Annotated in this window: 15 protein-coding genes; 11 read left to right on the forward strand and 4 right to left on the reverse strand. The window is 33.2% G+C overall.

Going from position 1 to position 18,485, the window contains the following annotated elements; genetic code table 11:
* Positions 1–78: 78 nt before the first annotated feature.
* Both cax and RBG61_RS10590 read right to left on the reverse strand, forming a co-directional pair.
* The gene (gene cax / locus RBG61_RS10585) at positions 79–1,125 is read right to left on the reverse strand and encodes a calcium/proton exchanger (RefSeq protein WP_307943269.1); all 1,047 of its coding nucleotides are present in this window, start codon (positions 1,123–1,125) and stop codon (positions 79–81) included.
* 313 nt (positions 1,126–1,438) lie between these two features.
* On the reverse strand, positions 1,439–1,762 hold the full coding sequence (locus RBG61_RS10590; RefSeq protein WP_307943271.1) for a hypothetical protein: 324 nt from the start codon (positions 1,760–1,762) through the stop codon (positions 1,439–1,441).
* 195 nt (positions 1,763–1,957) lie between these two features.
* Between RBG61_RS10590 and RBG61_RS10595 the strand changes: the two genes are divergently transcribed.
* The 6 genes from RBG61_RS10595 to RBG61_RS10620 all read left to right on the forward strand — a co-directional run bounded on the left by RBG61_RS10595 (position 1,958) and on the right by RBG61_RS10620 (position 7,961).
* Positions 1,958–2,938 carry an AAA family ATPase gene (locus RBG61_RS10595; protein WP_307943272.1) on the forward strand — a complete coding sequence of 327 codons (981 nt, stop codon included), beginning with the start codon at positions 1,958–1,960 and terminating at the stop codon, positions 2,936–2,938.
* A 39-nt stretch (positions 2,939–2,977) separates the two neighbouring features.
* A complete protein-coding gene (locus RBG61_RS10600) occupies positions 2,978–4,177 on the forward strand; it encodes a DUF58 domain-containing protein (RefSeq protein WP_307943273.1) in 1,200 nt (399 codons plus the stop codon).
* Between the two features lie 13 nt (positions 4,178–4,190).
* Positions 4,191–6,728 (forward strand): transglutaminase-like domain-containing protein, encoded by a 2,538-nt coding sequence (locus tag RBG61_RS10605; protein ID WP_307943274.1) that lies wholly within the window; start codon positions 4,191–4,193, stop codon positions 6,726–6,728.
* 58 nt (positions 6,729–6,786) lie between these two features.
* Positions 6,787–7,128 carry a hypothetical protein gene (locus RBG61_RS10610; protein WP_307943275.1) on the forward strand — a complete coding sequence of 114 codons (342 nt, stop codon included), beginning with the start codon at positions 6,787–6,789 and terminating at the stop codon, positions 7,126–7,128.
* An 87-nt stretch (positions 7,129–7,215) separates the two neighbouring features.
* Positions 7,216–7,365 carry a CPC_1213 family protein gene (locus RBG61_RS10615; protein WP_373889745.1) on the forward strand — a complete coding sequence of 50 codons (150 nt, stop codon included), beginning with the start codon at positions 7,216–7,218 and terminating at the stop codon, positions 7,363–7,365.
* The gene (locus tag RBG61_RS10620) at positions 7,362–7,961 is read left to right on the forward strand and encodes an HDIG domain-containing metalloprotein (RefSeq protein WP_307943278.1); all 600 of its coding nucleotides are present in this window, start codon (positions 7,362–7,364) and stop codon (positions 7,959–7,961) included. The genes RBG61_RS10615 and RBG61_RS10620 overlap by 4 nt, the downstream gene beginning before the upstream one ends.
* 44 nt (positions 7,962–8,005) lie before the next feature.
* On the opposite strand, the gene RBG61_RS10625 is transcribed toward RBG61_RS10620, so the two are convergent.
* Both RBG61_RS10625 and RBG61_RS10630 read right to left on the reverse strand, forming a co-directional pair.
* Positions 8,006–10,117, reverse strand: a complete 2,112-nt coding sequence (locus RBG61_RS10625; RefSeq protein ID WP_307943279.1) for a heavy metal translocating P-type ATPase — start codon at positions 10,115–10,117, stop codon at positions 8,006–8,008.
* Between the two features lie 97 nt (positions 10,118–10,214).
* Positions 10,215–10,589: an ArsR/SmtB family transcription factor gene (locus tag RBG61_RS10630; RefSeq protein WP_307943280.1), complete on the reverse strand. Its 375-nt coding sequence runs from the start codon at positions 10,587–10,589 to the stop codon at positions 10,215–10,217.
* Positions 10,590–10,919: 330 nt separating this feature from the next.
* Between RBG61_RS10630 and RBG61_RS10635 the strand changes: the two genes are divergently transcribed.
* The 5 genes from RBG61_RS10635 to RBG61_RS10655 all read left to right on the forward strand — a co-directional run bounded on the left by RBG61_RS10635 (position 10,920) and on the right by RBG61_RS10655 (position 18,471).
* Positions 10,920–11,891 (forward strand): biotin--[acetyl-CoA-carboxylase] ligase, encoded by a 972-nt coding sequence (locus tag RBG61_RS10635; protein ID WP_307943281.1) that lies wholly within the window; start codon positions 10,920–10,922, stop codon positions 11,889–11,891.
* A 34-nt stretch (positions 11,892–11,925) separates the two neighbouring features.
* A complete protein-coding gene (locus tag RBG61_RS10640) occupies positions 11,926–12,486 on the forward strand; it encodes a biotin transporter BioY (RefSeq protein ID WP_307943283.1) in 561 nt (186 codons plus the stop codon).
* 1 nt (position 12,487) lies between these two features.
* Positions 12,488–13,450, forward strand: a complete 963-nt coding sequence (gene bioB / locus RBG61_RS10645; RefSeq protein WP_307943284.1) for a biotin synthase BioB — start codon at positions 12,488–12,490, stop codon at positions 13,448–13,450.
* A gap of 594 nt (positions 13,451–14,044) precedes the next feature.
* Positions 14,045–16,120: a methyl-accepting chemotaxis protein gene (locus RBG61_RS10650; RefSeq protein WP_307943286.1), complete on the forward strand. Its 2,076-nt coding sequence runs from the start codon at positions 14,045–14,047 to the stop codon at positions 16,118–16,120.
* Between the two features lie 302 nt (positions 16,121–16,422).
* Complete coding sequence (locus tag RBG61_RS10655) at positions 16,423–18,471, forward strand: methyl-accepting chemotaxis protein (protein WP_307943288.1); 2,049 nt, start codon at positions 16,423–16,425, stop codon at positions 18,469–18,471.
* Positions 18,472–18,485: the final 14 nt, after the last annotated feature.

An 18,485-nucleotide genomic window follows, 5' to 3' on the forward strand; every position in this document is an offset into this window, starting at 1 on the left:
ATGGAGTTCTTTGTTATGTAGGTTGTAAAAAATGTGTATAGACAAAACTGCTTTTTTATTCTTCAAATTTACCATTACCTAGTTTATGATAAAAAATCCAACTGCGGCAATTAAGTAAACAGATAGTAATTTAAGTCCTTCCAGCCAATTTGTTTTTCCGGATGAAACAATTTGATTTGCAATAAGTACACTTGCTCCAAAGATTGCAAGCTCGATTGGTTTAAACACAATACTCATTGGGGTGAAGAAAGTACTTACAATAACGAGTAATGGCACTACGAACATAGATATTTGTAAACAAGAACCAACTGAAATTTCAATTGCAATATCCATTTTATTTTTTAATGCCATAATAACGGCAGTACTATGTTCAGCAGCATTTCCAACAATAGGAATGAGGATTAGTCCTACAAACATTTCAGGTATGCCCAATGATTTCGTCATTGGCTCAATTGAACTAACAAGCATTTCTGATTCAATTGCAATAAATACAGTTGCGATTGCTAATATTGAAATGCTGGATATGAGGCTACGTTTTGGCTCAATATCTTCCGCATGCTCTACGCCATAGAGGTCAGATTGCGTTTTAAAGGAATAAACCATACCAACTACGTACATTAGTAGCAGAATCAAACCAACGATAATGCTAAAGCTTTCGTATTTACTTGTAATTTCATTTTCAGGCATGGAGAAAGTGAAAACAGCGGGAATAGTTAGTCCTACAACAGAAAATAGAAGCATTGTAGCAGTAAAGTTTCCAAGACTTGCATTGAATTTTAGCTCTTTGTGTTTTAAGCCACCGGCTAAAATACTACAACCTAAAACCAAAAGGATATTTCCGAGAACGGAACCGGCAAGTGACGCTTTTACAACGTCAATCAGACCTGCTTTCAAAGCAAAAATACCAATGATTAACTCTGTTGCGTTGCCGAATGTTGCGTTTAAGAAACCTCCGAATTTTGGACCTGTATGACAAGCAATTTCTTCAGTTGCTTCGCCAAGATATCCTGCAAGAGGAATAATAGAAAGACACGTCATAAAGAACATTAAAGAACTGCTCCAATGTAAAAAGTATCCAACAATTGAGAGGGGAACAAACAATAGCATGTACTTAAGGTATTTCATAAACAGACTCCTTGATAATTGAATTATTATATTAAGGTTTTTGGAGCATAAAGCAACAATGTAATTCACTGTTGTAGTTTGCTTTTGAAGCCTAATACGAAAAAAAAAACCGTTCTAATAATACCGAATTAATGAATAATATGTCAAGCGATTTTCAAAAATAAATATATTATTTTGTCAAAAACTGTTGAATAAAGGTGCCTGTAAGTTTAAATCGTATCCAAATATTGAATAGTAATACAGTTGTATTTAGTAATATCCATTTTGTAGTTGTAAAAATGAAATAATATTAAATGATGACTATTGATAAGCGTTATTCTATAAAAAGCGTTACATAACATAGCAATATAAAAAGTAAGATAACAATCCAAAGAATAATGGAACAAAATTGAATGGCTTTTAAAAATAAATGGTTGTCACCCTTTTCAGCTAGAATGAAAGCAGGAATAATAAAGAATAAGGAATATATAATGGTATAGTGGTATCCTGTAGTAATGTTAGACCATGCATTTAAACCAATGAAACGAACTACAATGTCACCTAAGCAAATATCGTTTATTGTAACTGACCATAAAAATGCGAGTAGCAGCAGTAAAACAGATAAGGCTCCATATTTACAATGATTGATTTTTTTCATAAATACATCCATCCTCAATTAGAAGTATTATAACAGTTAGTATAATATTATAGATTACTATTGCTTATTAGAACTCAAAAAAAGTCGCACTGTTTCCTAAATTCTACAAATATAACTAATTTTATTGTAATAATTAGTTAATTGTGATATGATATATTTATATTTCGTAATTCTTTAGTAAAGGGGTTTATAGTGATGCACATAAAAGAAACGCAGCCAAAAGAAGTAATTGGTGTTGAAGAAGCAAGACTTATTATAAGTGAAGTAAGAAAAGCCGTTAAAGGTAAGGATGATATTATATTAAAGGTATTACTGGCTATATTGGCAAAAGGACACATCTTACTTGAAGATATTCCTGGTGTTGGTAAGACAACACTTGCAATGGCTTTTTCAAAGGCTACTTCATTGGATTATAATCGTGTGCAGTTTACTCCGGATGTTATGCCAAGTGATGTTACGGGCTTTACTATATACAAAAAGGAAACGGAAACCTTTGAGTATGTAAAAGGTGCAGTTTTATGTAATTTCTTTTTAGCTGATGAAATCAATCGTACTTCTTCTAAAACGCAATCTGCTTTATTGGAAGTAATGGAAGAAGGCAAAGTAACAGTTGATTTAAAATCATACGATACGCCAAAACCATTTACGGTTATAGCAACACAAAATCCGGTAGGTCATGCCGGAACCCAGATGCTGCCTGAATCACAACTTGACCGTTTCTTAATGCGACTTACTATGGGCTATCCGGATAAAGGTAGTGAGATTATTATTTTAAAATCCAAAGCTACTGAAAATCCATTAGAACAAATTAAGCCGGTTGTAGATGCAGAAACACTTTTATCTATGCAAAATGCAGTAGATTATGTTCATGTACATGATGCTATTTATAATTATATTGTTGAATTGATAGGAAAAACGAGAACAAACGAATTTGTTGAGTTAGGCGCAAGTCCTAGAGGCTCAGTTGCGCTTGCTGCCGTTGCTAGAGCAAGAGCTTATTTACAGCAACGAGATTACGTATTGCCGTGTGATGTGCAAAACTCATTTATTGATGTAATCAGCCACCGTATTATTTTAAAATCCAAGGCTAAAATTGCAAATCAAACGGTAAACTCTGTATTAACTGAGATTTTAAATACAACAAAACAGCCTTTGCTGACAAAAGATCAGCTATAATACGTAATATGCTGCATATAACAGCGGAATGGGGTACTTATGCTTAAAACGAGAATCTATTATAGTATTTTAATTATAGGTTGCTTTTGTTTTTATCTTTTGTATTCTGATTATATTTCTCTTGTGGCACTTTTAATTTTTCTGTTGTTACCAATATGTTTATGGATTGTGAACCTAATTGCAACAAGAAAAGTTCAAGTATCTATTAAAATGAAAAATATGATATGCGGGCAACTTATGGGATGTCCAATCAGTATTTCAATTGATAATGAGTCGGCTTTTCCAATAGGTGAAGCAAGAATTTACATTACTAGCATCAATCAGTTTTCAAATGATGCTTTTAGCAATGTAATCAGTGTTCCTGTTTCTTCAGATAATGTAACGAATGTACAATCAAATGTGATTTCTCACCATGTTGGAAAGGTAACAACAAAAATAAACAAAGTAGCTTTTTATGATTTACTTAAACTTACTAAAATTACGAAAAAATTAGATATTAGTGAAAGCTATTATGTGTTGCCTGAATTTGAAAAAATATATTCTGACTTAAAAAACAAAGATGCACTTGATGAAGAAAGCAATGTATATTCTCAGAAAAAAGGCACTGTTAATAGTGCAGATATTTTAGATTATCATGAATATGCACAAGGTGACATGATCAAAAATATTAACTGGAAACTAAGCTCACGCCTCAATGAGTTAATGGTAAAAGAATTTACCGAGCCGATTTCAAACTCTGCTCTCATTTTGTTTGAGTTAATGCAATATTCCAAAGAAGCTCCATCTTTAACTCAAGTTGATCATGCAATGCAAACAGTTTGTTCTGTTATGCAATGGCTTTATCAAAATAACGTTGGCCATAAGCTTGCTTGGTATAGTAATGAATTGAATTCACTGTGTAAATTAGATGTAAAATCTCAAGAAGACCAAATTGCAGTGCTCCAGCAAATTGAAGATAGCAGCTTTTATCAAGAACCAAAAGGTTTAGCGCATGTTTTAAAAAGAATCGAAAAGCATAGTTATTCTAACATTTTTTATATTACAACTTCCTTAAGTTATGAAGCTGCGAATATGCTGACTGAGTTAAATGAATTTGGGAAGCTGAATGTGTTAGCTATTCAAAAAGGTAATGAAGAGCTTTCTGAAGCAATACAACAGCTCTTATCAGAGCATGATGTGAATTATTTGTCTTTGAATGAACAAAATTTAAAACAACAGCTGCAAAATATTATTGCATAAAGTAGGTGAGTCAATGGCAGCAGCAATAAATCATATTTCTTTAGACGCAGATATGCAGGTTCATTTGGTAAAGCCAAAGGCTGCTACCGGAAAGCTTGCAGAATGCATTGCACTAATGCTATGTATGTTGGGGTGCGTTATAACTGCAATGGTTACCCTACAACTACCACATAGCTTTACATTGATTTTAAGTGTGGGCGTTTTTTCTGTTACAACAACTTTTCTTTTTAATATGCGAAAATATCGCGGGATTACGATATTAGGTATACTAATACTGCTTGGAATTATAATGTATTCTATGTGGAAAACAGTTAGTAACGCGTTTTGGATGATAAACGGCAATATTGTTGAAGCGATAAATAAGTATTATCATACCAATTACGGCTATTACATGCCTGGGTATACTTTTGATGAGTATTTATCGACTGTGTTTGTCGGGTTAATTTTATCTGTTATTGTTTTAAGTTTGATTTTGGGTACGTTAATTATATTATTAAAATCTCCATTGGGAACTTTTATTGTAATGCTTCCTTTTGCATATTTAGCAATTGAATTTGGTAAGGAACCACATGGGTTTTGCTTGCTGTTAATGCTTGTGGGATTTCTTTTTACATTTAGCATGTATGCCATAAATTCTAAAATTTTCGGTAAAAAAATAAGCTCATTTTTTGTAGAAAAAAAGAAGCCTAAGCGAATACGGTATTATTTTCATAATCGTAATTTTCAACATAATCTTATGATGAATAGTGGAGTAGTAGTATTGTTAATCGCATTGGCTTTATCTATGATGATTAGCTTATTTATCCCTCAAAATTCTTATAAACCAAACAATGAACTGAAAGACCATGTACAACAACTAATTTCCGATATATCGAATTTTAAATTTACTCGCTTCACAACAAAAGTATCAGGTGGCGGTATAGGAACGGGTAAGCTTGGCGATGTTGACAAACTGAAATATACGAATAAAGTACATCTTATCGTTAACTCAAAAATTCGTACGCCTTTTTATTTAAAAGGCTACGTTGGCGCACAGTATGGTAAAAATAAATGGGAAGCTAACCCTTCTGAAACAATGAAGGAAAGCCAAAAACTGTTTGCTGACTTTAAAGGTCAAAATACTAGCCCTCAAAATGTTGAATGGTTATTTATGGGCTTGACTGATCCAAATACATTATCTCAAAATACGGTTGAAAATGACATTTCTATTAACAATGTAGCTGCGAATAAGGATTATTATTATTCACCTTACTTCTTAAACCCTATGAGTTATCCATTTACAACAGACTTTCTTAAGTATGAGCAAGACACTATGTTAAAATCGCAAAAAAAAGTTATCCCTACTTATACATGGAAATCATGGCTGTTTCGAAAAAGCATAAGTGAAAGCGAGAATGCATATACCTCCTTTTATGATCCGACAATGAATGAAATGGCAAAGCAATTAAAATCAACCAATTTTTATTATAAGACAATAAAAGAGTATCCTGGTTTAGCTGGGTTAGAAGAAGAATATTACAAATTTGTTCAAGATGTCTATACACGTTTACCTGAAAATAAGTTGAACAAATTGAAAGCAGATGCAGAAACCATAAATCAACAGCAAAAAAATAACCCTATTGAGGCTAAAGTAAAAGCAGTAGCAACCTTCTTATCTATGAATACAAAATATTCTTTATCACCTGCTAGAACACCCGAAGAAGAAGATTTTGCCGAATATTTTCTTTATAAGAATAAAAAAGGATATTGTTCTCACTATGCAACTACTGCAACATTGATGCTGCGGGCAATGGATATTCCTGCTCGTTATGTTGAGGGATATACCGTAACAGATAAAGACTATATTAAAAATGAGGCTACTATTCATGATACTAATGCTCATGCATGGGTTGAAGTATATGTTTCGCCGATAGGTTGGGTGCCTTTTGAAGTGACTCCAGGATTTTCAACTGAAAGTATTTCACAAACCAATACTGAAGATCTTTCGTCTGAACCCCAAGCACCAAGCCAACCAAATGTATCAAGCAGCACTGTAAGCAGTGACCCTAATCAAGACGATTTGAACCTGAAAAAAGATCAAGATGGCCCTGTTTGGAAAGCAGTAAAAACAATTTTTATTGGCATTTTTAAATTTATGTTGGCGGCTATTGGGCTTATCATTATTTGTTTTGTGTATTTAGCAATCAGAAGAAAAATTATCCTTAAAAAGCGCAAAGCAAAGATGTTTAATGAGAAAGTCAATATAGGTATTATTGAGACCTATAAATATGTTAATTTGTTATTAGAGTATTTAAAGTATCATGTAGAAGAACATAAGAATGAGCAGGTATTTGCGCAATATGTAGATGAACGTTGCCGATATATTACGCAAAAAGGTGCATTAAAAAAGGTTGTTACGCTTGCATTAGAAGCAAAATATAGTAGGCATGACCTTTCAAACGATAATCGAGTTTTCGTCATGGATTTTGCAACCACATTAGCAAACAACATTTATCAAGCAAATAGCAAATGGAATAAAATAGTGTTTAAGTATGTAAAAGCACTCTATTAAATGATAATTCTATATTTCATTCAATGGTTAAAATAACGCTAATACGAGGTGTTGCGGTATGAAAAAATTGATTGTTAATGTTTGCTTAATATTACTTGTCTTTATAATGGTATCTTGTGGTGAGAGCGCAAGCCGTCGTTTATCCTTAGAAGATGTTATTATGTTATCAAAAAAGGGAAACGAGCTTTCATGGAGCGATTTTGAAAAGTATAAAAGTAAGGATATTGGGAGCGGTTTGCATTGCGTTCGCTATGAGATTAATCCACATTACTATCTTCTCATAGGCGGCCCGAATAAAGATGAAAAGCCGATGTATATTCAGTTAGTACAAAGCAGTAATACCGATAATTTTATTGATATTCGCACCAATGATGTAAAAAGTTTTATCAATAAAAGATAAAATGATTTCATGCAATTAGTCTATGATAAAAACTCCTTTCTTGCAGATACTACTAGTAGTTATCAAGAAAGGAGCTTTTTTATGGGAATAGAAAATAAACAAAGAAGTACAAAAAACAAAAAGAAATCGGACGGTAAATTCCATTCTAAGCATATAAAGCATGATCCTCAAGCTGAAAGTGCAAGAGCTGTGTTTGGATATAATAACAAAGTAGACCAAAACGAATCTGTAGAATGAGTAATGCTATACTTTTTCAAGAAATTACAATTCACCTAATGCATGACGAAAAACCCTCTGTTTATCTTGATGAATTGATAACAAAAAAGGCAGAGGAATATCCTATTTCTATGTTGTATCGGTTGAAAGAAACTAAGCAATCTCCAATTCATCATCCGGAAGGAACAGCTTTTGTGCATACAATAATGGTTGTCGATCAAGCTGCAAAGGTAAAGAAAAAAGCCTCAAATGAAGCGGTATTCATGTGGGCAGCATTGCTTCATGATATTGGCAAGCCTAACACTACAAGAAATCGTAAAGGCAAAATCACATCATATGACCATGATAAAGTAGGTCATAGATTGAGCGAAGAATTTTTATCTGCGCTTACGAATGATACAACGTTTATCAAACAAGTATCTTCACTTGTTCGTTGGCATATGCAGATTTTGTTTGTGGTAAATTCGCTACCGTTTGCTGATGTAAAAGCAATGAAACAGCAAGTTAGTGTGGAGGATATTGCATTGTTAGGTTATTGTGACCGTATGGGTAGAACAAACGCAAATCATGAAAAAGAAGAACGAAATATTAAAGAATTTATCCGATTAACCAAGTAAAAAGGCATTCTTCGTCAATAGAAGAATGCCTTTGGCTTTGTCTATTATTTTACTCGTAACATACGAATAGCGTTTAAAACAGTTAATATGGTTACACCAATATCAGCAAATACAGCCATCCACATTGTACCGTATCCAAAAGCTCCAAGAGCTAATACGATAAGCTTAATACCAAGAGCAAAAATGATGTTAAAGTAAACAATTCTCATGCTTTGTTTAGAAAGCTTGATTGCCTTTGGCAAGCTTTTTAGTTTGTTGCTTGAAAGAATGACATCGGAAGAAACGTTGGCAATTTCGCTTCCAAGTCCCATTGAGATACCTAAGTCAGCACAAGTTAAAACGGGGGCATCATTGATACCATCTCCAACGAAAGCTACTAAATTACCATCTTGTTTGATTTTTTCAACTTCAGTTACTTTATCTTTCGGTAATAATCCTGCATGGTATTCCGTTATATTACATTGATCCGCAACTGCTTTAGCACTTTTTTCATTATCGCCGGTAAGCATGACAACTCGGTCTACACCGATATCATGTAGCTCTTGACGTAGAGTAAAGCTATCTTGAGGGATCTCTTCTTTCATAGTGATACCGCCGACCACTTGATTATCGATACATAAATATACATTTGCAGGCACTAGATTATCTGTGTTGATATTGTAATCCAACAGCATATTTTTACCACCGCATAATAGCTGCTTACCATTCATTTGAGCTGTTAATCCTAATCCTGCTTGTTCGCTAACATCTAGCAATTCTACTTTATTAACCTGCTCCGCATAGCTTACAATGCTTTGTGCGATTGGATGAGTAGAGTAACTTTCTATGCTTGCAACAATTGATATAATATCTTCTTTTCTCATATCGCTAAAAGTAAGAATTTCATCTACTTGTAGACTTCCCGAAGTAATTGTACCCGTTTTATCAAGTGCTACAGCGTTTATTTTAGCAAGCTTTTCAATATACATAGAGCCTTTGACTAAAACGCCATGCTTGGAAATAGCACCAATTCCGGCAAAAAAGGAAAGTGGAATTGAAATAACCAATGCACAAGGACACGAAGCAACAAGAAAAATGAGTGAACGCATAATAAAGTCATGCCATTCTCCAAGGCCAAAAAGGGGAGGTACAACTGCAATGACTAATGCAAGGGCAACAACAATAGGTGTATATACTTTTGCGATTTTTGAAATAAAGTTTTCCGCTTTTCCCTTTTTTAAAGAGGATTGATATACTAAGTTGATAATTTGTGAAGCAGTAGAAGTTTCAAAGCTTTTAGTAGCTTTACATTTTAATAATCCCGATATATTGACACTACCGGACATTAACTCATCGCCTGACTTCACATAAACCGGAATAGATTCTCCGGTTAGTGCACTAGAATCTATACTTGAGTTACCTTCTAAGATTTCACAGTCAACTGCAATGCGGTCACCTGCACGAAGGTAAACGATATCTCCAACTTGAATGGTTTTAGCTTCTACACTGATTAAGCTATCATTCTCATCCATAATATAAGCATAATCAGGGCGAATTTGCGTTAGCTTCTCCATATTCTTTTTAGAACGGTTAATTGCACTGCTTTCTAAGAAGCTACCGAGCTTAAATAGAATTGTAACAATACAAGCTTCGGGAAATTCGCCAAGAGCAAAGCTTGCAACAACTGCGATAAGCAGTAGGACATTTTCTTCTAATTCAAAACGGAATAATTGTTTCAGACCGGTTATAAATAAATCGTATCCTGCAAGCAAAGCACTTGCTGCAAATAAGACAATTTTTATATATGTGACTGGAATAAAGAGTGCACCAATAAAAAGTACGATTGCACTAGCTAGCAATATATAATCCGTTTTACCGGCAGGTTTGTCATGGCTATGTTCTTCGGAACAACTACATCCACTACAGCCACAACCGGTATCAAAACTACTATGATTGTGGGAATGATGGTGATCGCCGCCTGAATCATCCGAGCTTTCTTCTTCATGGTTATGGCTATTCGTGTGTGTGGAGCTGCAACTTGATTTTGTACAGCTTTCTTGTGCTTCCATTTGTTCATGGCTGTGGTCGTGACCACAAGAGCATTTTCCCGCTTTCACTTCGTGATTGTGTTCGTGATGATGATGTTCATGAGAACAATTTCCATTGCATTTTGACATAAATATTTCCCCTTTTCTTTTTAATCATAGTAGTTTTGGTAGCTGTAAGGTTTTAGTGTTGTTAAAAAGTAATGTTGATATAGATTTGAAACAAAGATTATTTGAAAGCAATATGAGTATGACTAATGTGCTCTATTGCTTGTTTTATAATACTTGCAACATGGTCATCATCTATTGAATAAAACACCATTTTGCCTTCTTTGCGATATTTTGCAAGCCTTGCAGCACGAAGAACTCGCAATTGATGGCTGACAGCTGATTGTGAAAGCGAAACAACATGACAAATATCGCAAACGCAAAGTTCGTTTTCTAATAGTGCTAAAACAATTTTTAATCTTGTTGTATCAGAAAGTATCTTAAAACAATCTGCTAAAGTCAACATTTCTTCTTCACTTGGCATATTAGCCAGTGTATGGTCGATTGTTTCCTTATGCACATGGCGTACTTCGCATAAATCTTTATTTTGTTCCATTTTCATTCATTCCTTTTCTAATCACAAATAAACATATGAGCAACTGTTCATATGTTTATTATATGCAACTTTTTGTTTTTTGTCAATGAAAAATATAAAGTGTACTAAAAAGCAATTGTAAACCAAAATAAATAATATAGTTGACAATTCGCTTTTTTTCTATTATACTACAAAATAGTTGATTAAAATGTAGGAAACGCATTGTATGCGTTCCGAGGTAAGTGGAGGAAATCCTCCCTACGGTTTCATTATAAACTAGGAAATGACCTAGTGGCGTTTTGAAATCTGCATTTTGTATTCTTTAAATGGGCAATAAAGAGGAGTGGTTTAATGACAACAAAAGAAATGATAGTAACGATATTAGAAGAGAATAAAGATCATTATTTTTCGGGTGAAACCCTTGCAGCACAATTAAATGTTTCAAGAGCAGCAATATCGAAAGCTGTAAAAGAACTGAAAAAAGAAGGGTTTACAATTGATGCTGTTACCAATAAAGGCTACTGCTTATCTTCAGAAAGCGATGTATTGTCCTCTGCGGTTATTGAAAGTTATTTACAAAAAAATGGCTATTATGTAGAAACGGTAACTTATAAAACAATTGAATCAACAAATCAAACAGCAAAGAAGATGGCATTAGACGGCGCAAATCATGGAACTGTTGTGTTGTCAGAAGAGCAAACACAAGGAAGAGGAAGACTAGGACGAAGCTTTTACTCTCCTAAAAATAGTGGTATTTATATGAGCATCATATTAAGACCACAATTTGATATGCAAAGTTCATTATTGATAACAACGGCAGCATCTGTAGCAGTTTGTAGAGCGATTGAAAAGCTAACCAGAATTCAAGCTGAAATTAAATGGGTAAATGATATTTATTTGAATGGAAAAAAAGTTTGCGGTATTTTAACTGAAGCAGTAACTGATTTTGAAAGCGGTACAATTGAGCATATTATTCTCGGTATCGGTATCAATGTTACGACTGCGAATTTTCCAGATGAAATTAAAGAAATAGCATCCGCTTTATTGAATTCTAGCAGTAATAAATTGACTCGAAATGAATTAGCCGCAGAAATTATCTATCAGGTTTTTGAAATTACAAATGAACTTCAAACAAAAGAATTTATGAGTGAATATAAAAAGCGTAGCTTTGTTATAGGACAAAAAGTCAATGTAATTCAACCAACTAATACATTTTTAGCTACCGCAATTGATATTAACGAGCAAGGTGGTTTAGTTGTTAAAGCCGAAGATGGACAAGTAATCGAATTAAATACAGGAGAAGTTAGCATAAGGAAAGTATAAGTAAAGAAGTATATAAAGAGAGAGGAAACATAAGATGTCAAAAACAAAATTTAAAACGAAATCACTCGTGCTATGTGCACTTTTCACAGCGTTAATTATAATTGGTGCTTTTATTAAAATACCAACGCCATTAGTTCCAATTACATTTCAAGTAACTTTTTGTATGTTAGCGGGGCTATTATTGGGGAGCAAATGGGGTGCTATGTCAGTAGCTGTTTATATAGCATTGGGTCTAATGGGTATACCCGTTTTCACAGAAGGCGGAGGAATAGGCTACGTATTAAAGCCAACATTCGGCTATATCATTGGATTTATGGTCGGCGCATTTATTGTGGGATTGATTATTGAAAAGGTAAGAAAACAATCATTTGTGATTTACCTTATCGCCTCTTTAACAGGGTTAATGGTTGTTTATTTAATTGGAACTATATATGTTGGACTCATTTCGGCTTATGTATTAAATGCGCCAATTCCAATATGGCCATTAGTGACTTCTTGTTTCTTTATTCCATTGCCTAAAGACATCTTGCTTTGTATTCTTGCGTCATTATTATGTGTTAAGCTTGTTCCAATATTAAGAAAAGGAAATGCATAATATGAATTTCCCAAAAGAATTAAAGTGTAGAATTATCAAAGGTTATGAAATCAACAAGCAAGATGCAATGAAATTGGTTAATGAACCTCTTGAAGAATTATGTATAGCAGCAAATGAAATTAGACAGCATTTTTGCGGAAATAAATTTGATATTTGCACCATTATAAACGGGAAAAGTGGAAAATGTTCAGAAGATTGTAAATATTGTGCGCAATCTTGTCATTTTAAAACTTCTGTCGAAGAATATCCGCTTTTAGGAACACAGCAAATTGTTGACCAAGCACGTTATAATTATGACAGAGGTATTCTACGCTATTCTGTTGTAACCTCAGGTAAATATCTATCCGATGAAGAAGTAAATGAAGTTTGCGATAGCTATCAAGCAATTCAAGAGAGCTGTGGTATTTTAACTTGCGCTTCACATGGATTACTTAGCTATGAGCAATTCAAAAAGCTTAAAGCAAACGGTGTATCTCGCTATCATAATAATTTAGAAACTTCACGTCGAAACTTCACCAATATTTGTACTACTCATACCTATGATGACAAAATTCAAGCAATTCAAAATGCACAAAGAGCGGGCTTAGAGGTTTGCAGTGGGGGTATTATGGGCTTAGGCGAAACAATGGAGGATCGAATTGATATGGTTATGGATATCCGTTCTCTGGGAGTAAAATCTGTGCCTGTTAATATTTTAAATCCTATTCAGGGTACCCCTTACGAAAATGTACCAAAGTTATCAGAAGATCAAGTTTGCAGAATTGTAGCAATTTTTCGTTTTCTTATTCCGCATGGTGCAATTCGATTAGCTGGCGGACGCGGACTGTTATCCGATAAAGGAAAGCGTGCTTTTCAATCAGGTGCAAATGCGGCAATTTCAGGAGATATGCTTACAACATCAGGAATCAGCATACAAGAGGATATGGCAATGTTATCGCAATTAGGATTTGAGGTTAAGATATAAAAAGGTAATGGACAGTACATTTTAAACTAATAATCAAAATAAAAGTAATTAAAAAAGGCACTCGGTGTGAATGACTTCATATAGGTTAGCAAAAAAATCTAACTCATATGACGTTAGCCACAGGTTGAGTGCCTTTTTGTTGTCTACGTTATTATTTTATTTGAGCAAATTCGACAAAATTATATCCAAATGTTAAATAATTATAGATTAAATATTGACAATGTAATATACACATGTTACCATACTGTTAACAATATAAGAATATGTTCGGAGATACAGTGCTTTAAAGAAAAACAGACTGTAACCCACCTGTTTTTAAACAGAGTATAGCCGAAAGAAAGGTTGTATTCTGCTTTTTAATTTATATTGTTTAATTGCAAGAGAAAGGAAGAAAATTGGTTGTTTTTCAAATCGGATCGATTAGCATACTTTTGAAGTAAGTACTGAAATACTGAAAATATTAAATAGGTAATTAAAAACTTAATATTGGTATCAACATAGCAAAGTAAAAAATATTGATGCGGTGAGTAAAAAGGAGAGAACTTTTTTCGTTTATAGCATCAAAAAGCAATAATTAAAAAAGAGGAAAATGACATGAAAAGTATAGCAGCAAAAATTTTAATATTTATAGGTGGTACAATGTTAATTGCAATATTGTGCGTTGCTTTGATAACAACTTCTTTTGTATCTACTTCTGCTAGAGAAGATGAAAACTATATTATGGCAGATGAAAATAAAAAAGCAGCAGCATATATTGAAAACTACTTTACAAAATACATAAACATAGCTCAACAAATGTCAAGAGATAAAAATGTAATTGAAATGATAAGGTCAGATGTTAATAAAGACAATTATAAAAAGTCATCTAATTTTGAAGATGTTTATTCAATGCTGAAAGAAACAGCAGAAAGCGATAAAAGCAATATTCTCTCAGTATATATTGCAAAAGAATCAACTAACTTATCGTTTGATAATAAAGATTGGGTAGGCGGAGATGATTTTAATTTAAAAGCTCGTGATTATTGGTTTAAAGAAAAAGATTCTGTTAAAAATGGATATATAATATGCGAACCATATATTGATAGTGATACTAAAAACATGGTTACAACGGTGTCAGCTCCAATTTTTGATGAAACAAGAACAAATGTTATCGGAGTTACAGCAATTGATATAAAGGTTACTACAATATGCAATATGGTTACAAGCGCAGAATCTACATATGATACAGGGTATCAAGTGCTAATTTCTAAAAATGGGTTCATTCTTGCACATAAGGATTCCAATAAGCTGTTGAAAAAATATAGTGAAATCGGTTTTGATGAAATAATGCAAAAAGAAATAAGTAAAACTTCCGATCAAGTAATTGCTTTTAATGACCAAAATGTTAAATCAAATGCAGTAGTAGGAGTAGAAAAAAACAGCGGATGGAAAATTGTCAATATTGTTCCGTCGGTGGAATATCAAGAAACGATCAATACGATTATAAAAACAATTGTTATTGTTAACGGAATTGCAATCATTTTAATTGCATGTATTATAATTGTTATTACAGGAGGTATTTCTAAACCGTTAACAAAATTAACGAAAATTACTGATCAGCTTGCTAAGGGTGACTTAGATGTAACGATTGATGTTCATTCTAAAGATGAGGTAGGCAAGTTGGCTGCATCTATGGGCTTGCTTACCAGTAAATTAAAAACTTATATTGATTATATTAATGAAATATCCAATATATTAAAACATATTGGAAACGGCGAGTTAGAGGTTAACTTTAATCACACCTATGACGGCGATTTTGCAATAATTAAAGATGCTTTAGTTAATACCACAGATATGTTAAACGATACACTTTTACAAATTAACTTAGCATCTGAGCAAGTAGCTTCTGGCTCTGATCAGGTTTCATATGCTGCACAAGCTCTATCAGGAGGTGCAACGGAACAAGCAAGTTCAATTGAAGAATTGTCAGCTACAATCAACGATATATCTGCGCAAATCAAACAAACGGCACAAAACGCAACCAAAGCGAAAGAAATATCCATTGAGGCTAAAAGAACAACTACTCGTGGACAACAGCAAATGCAAGAAATGGTTGAAGCAATGGAAGAAATAAGCCGTACATCCAATCAAATTCAAAAAATTATAAAGAATATTGATGATATTGCGTTCCAAACAAATATACTTGCTTTAAATGCGGCAGTAGAAGCAGCACGTGCCGGAAGTGCAGGTAAAGGATTTGCGGTAGTAGCAGATGAGGTTCGCAGTCTTGCAAGCAAATCAGCAGAAAGCGCAAAAGATACCTCCGAGTTAATTCAAAGTGCGTTGAGTGCAATTGAAAAAGGAACTGTCATTGTGAATGAAACAGCAAAATCTTTAAAAGAGGTTGTTGAAGACTCTGAAAAATCAGCAGATATTATTCAGCATATTGCAAATGCAAGCAACGAACAAGCACAATCTATTGTTCAAATTAACTTGGGAGTTGAACAAATTTCAGGGGTAGTCCAAACGAACAGTGCAACTGCCGAAGAGAGTGCTGCTGCGAGTGAGGAATTAAATGCACAAGCACAATTATTAAATGGTCTTCTTTCTCATTTTAAGTTAAAAGAGATTACTGAAGAAACTAATAAAACAGATAAATATGTCGAAAGAAATGAATCAATTTATGATTAATATTCAATAACATACAAATTGGTAGGTTTTAAAGACTAATAAGATAATTAAAAGACAGCTAATTGTATATGATACGAGCCCCAAAGGATTGAAGCGATGGGACTCGTATCATTTGTACTATTTGGATATTATTTACACTAAAATTATGTAATATTAGGTCGATTATTAATTTATAATGTAATATTAAGTAAAAGGAGATTAGATGCATAAAGTAATAAAATACAAAAAAAGAGTAGTTCCCTAGTAAAGACATATTTATTAAAGCAATAATAAAATAAAAATGATATTTAGGGGAATTGCAAATGAAAACAATTAAGCAAAAAATTATTTTAAGTATTTCATTACTTTTAATTGGTGTATCCATTGCCAGTTTAGTAATTGGAATTTTATGCTCTTACAATAGCATTGAGATTACAGTAGATGATGATTTAAAATCAATCGGAACAATTGCTGAAATAGCAATACAAAACTCTATAGAAAAAAACAAAGAAATTATCAAAGCGATTGCAACACAATCATATATAGGTGATGAAAGATTATCACAAAAAGAATTGATTGAATGTTTAGAAAAAACTAGAAATTATTATGGATTTGAATCGTTGCTAGTGTCTGATGCAAAAGGGACAGTGATTAGTACTGATAGTACCAAAACAGGGAAAAGTATTGCTGAATATGAAGTTTTCAAACGAGCTATGGCTGGGGAAACAGTAATCACTACACCGCAAAAAGATGTTAATGGAAAGATAAATGTATTTTTAAATAGTAAAGTAAATAATTCAAATGGATATCAAGGTGTAGTAAGCGCTACATTAAGTTCTCAAGTATATAGTAATATTATTAAAAATATTACAGTTAATAAATCTGGAAACATCTTTATGCTTGATAATAAAGGAACAAATATTGCTGATAAGAACAGTAATTTGGTTCTTACTTCTACTAATCGCATTGAACAAGCAAAAACGGATAAAAAATACGAATCACAAGCAAATGTATACAAGAATATGATTGCCGGTAAAACTAATATAGAAAGATATTCAACCGGTAATGGTGATGAACGAATTTGTTATTATGGGCCAATTAAAGAAACAGATGGATGGTCTTTTGGAGTGGTAGTGCCAACAAAAGAAATGACTTCTTCTATTGTTAATACCGTTATAGGATTGAGTGTTTCTTGCTTTATATTTTTAGTTATTGGTGTTATTATTGCTATATTAATGGGCTCTAGAATTTCAAAGCCAATAGTAAAAATGAGCAAGCGAATTGCGCTCTTAGCAGATGGCGATTTAACATCTGATGTTGAAATTATTAAAAGTAAAGATGAACTAGGTATATTGAATCAATCGTTACGAAGTACAATTATTTCATTGCGTAATTATATTTCTGAAATTGCAAGTGTTTTAGGAAATATATCAAATGGGAATTTAAACACTAAAGTAGAACAAGAATATGTCGGGGATTTTGGTTCAATAAAAGAATCAATGGAGAGAATTATATCTTCATTAAACCATACACTTTCACATATTAACTTAGCATCTGATCAGGTAGCAGCCGGCTCCAATCAAGTTTCCAATGCAGCACAATCTCTATCGCAAGGAGCAACTGAGCAAGCAAGTTCAATTGAAGAGCTTTCCGCATCCATTAGCGAAATTTCAGAACACGTAAAACAAACTGCTATGAATGCCACCAAAGTTAATAATGCTTCTATAAAGGTTGACACTGAGTTAATGAACAGCAATAAACAAATGGAAATATTATTAGATGCAATGCGTAACATTAGCGAAACTTCCCAAGAAATCAGCAAAATCATTAAAACAATTGATGATATCGCTTTCCAAACAAATATACTTGCATTAAACGCAGCGGTAGAAGCTGCACGTGCTGGAGCTGCTGGAAAAGGATTTGCAGTAGTGGCTGAAGAAGTACGTAATCTTGCAACTAAAAGTGCAGAAGCTGCAAAAACAACAACACATTTGATTGAAACATCTGTTCAAGCAGTTGAAAACGGAACAAATATAACCAATGAAACAGCGCAAAGTTTACAAAGTGTTGTGGATAATGGAGCTCAAATATCTAAGTTAATTGAAGATATTGCGGAATCTTGTAATATGCAAGCTACATCAATTAGTCAAGTAACGCAAGGAGTAGAACAAATTTCAGGGGTAGTGCAAACAAACTCAGCAACTGCTGAAGAAAGTGCTGCTGCGAGTGAAGAACTAAATGGACAAGCACAAATGCTAAACGAGTTATTGGAAAAATTTCAGCTTAAAAAAGAAAATAATATAATTACAGAACCACAATCTGTAGAAGATGATACGATGAGTTATAAGAACAATAATGAAAATAAATATTAACTTTTAAGGCCTTT

The sequence above is a fragment of the Paludicola sp. MB14-C6 genome (genome assembly GCF_030908625.1).
In the GTDB taxonomy this organism is placed as follows: domain Bacteria; phylum Bacillota; class Clostridia; order Oscillospirales; family Ruminococcaceae; genus Paludihabitans.

What these genes read in the sequence shown, in the direction of transcription:
- cax (WP_307943269.1), bottom strand. Translation starts at nt 1,125, where the DNA reads ATGAAATACCTTAAGTACATGCTATTGTTTGTTCCCCTCTCAATTGTT.
- RBG61_RS10590 (WP_307943271.1), bottom strand. Translation starts at nt 1,762, where the DNA reads ATGAAAAAAATCAATCATTGTAAATATGGAGCCTTATCTGTTTTACTG.
- RBG61_RS10595 (WP_307943272.1), top strand. Translation starts at nt 1,958, where the DNA reads ATGCACATAAAAGAAACGCAGCCAAAAGAAGTAATTGGTGTTGAAGAA.
- RBG61_RS10600 (WP_307943273.1), top strand. Translation starts at nt 2,978, where the DNA reads ATGCTTAAAACGAGAATCTATTATAGTATTTTAATTATAGGTTGCTTT.
- RBG61_RS10605 (WP_307943274.1), top strand. Translation starts at nt 4,191, where the DNA reads ATGGCAGCAGCAATAAATCATATTTCTTTAGACGCAGATATGCAGGTT.
- RBG61_RS10610 (WP_307943275.1), top strand. Translation starts at nt 6,787, where the DNA reads ATGAAAAAATTGATTGTTAATGTTTGCTTAATATTACTTGTCTTTATA.
- RBG61_RS10620 (WP_307943278.1), top strand. Translation starts at nt 7,362, where the DNA reads ATGAGTAATGCTATACTTTTTCAAGAAATTACAATTCACCTAATGCAT.
- RBG61_RS10625 (WP_307943279.1), bottom strand. Translation starts at nt 10,117, where the DNA reads ATGTCAAAATGCAATGGAAATTGTTCTCATGAACATCATCATCACGAA.
- RBG61_RS10630 (WP_307943280.1), bottom strand. Translation starts at nt 10,589, where the DNA reads ATGGAACAAAATAAAGATTTATGCGAAGTACGCCATGTGCATAAGGAA.
- RBG61_RS10635 (WP_307943281.1), top strand. Translation starts at nt 10,920, where the DNA reads ATGACAACAAAAGAAATGATAGTAACGATATTAGAAGAGAATAAAGAT.
- RBG61_RS10640 (WP_307943283.1), top strand. Translation starts at nt 11,926, where the DNA reads ATGTCAAAAACAAAATTTAAAACGAAATCACTCGTGCTATGTGCACTT.
- bioB (WP_307943284.1), top strand. Translation starts at nt 12,488, where the DNA reads ATGAATTTCCCAAAAGAATTAAAGTGTAGAATTATCAAAGGTTATGAA.
- RBG61_RS10650 (WP_307943286.1), top strand. Translation starts at nt 14,045, where the DNA reads ATGAAAAGTATAGCAGCAAAAATTTTAATATTTATAGGTGGTACAATG.
- RBG61_RS10655 (WP_307943288.1), top strand. Translation starts at nt 16,423, where the DNA reads ATGAAAACAATTAAGCAAAAAATTATTTTAAGTATTTCATTACTTTTA.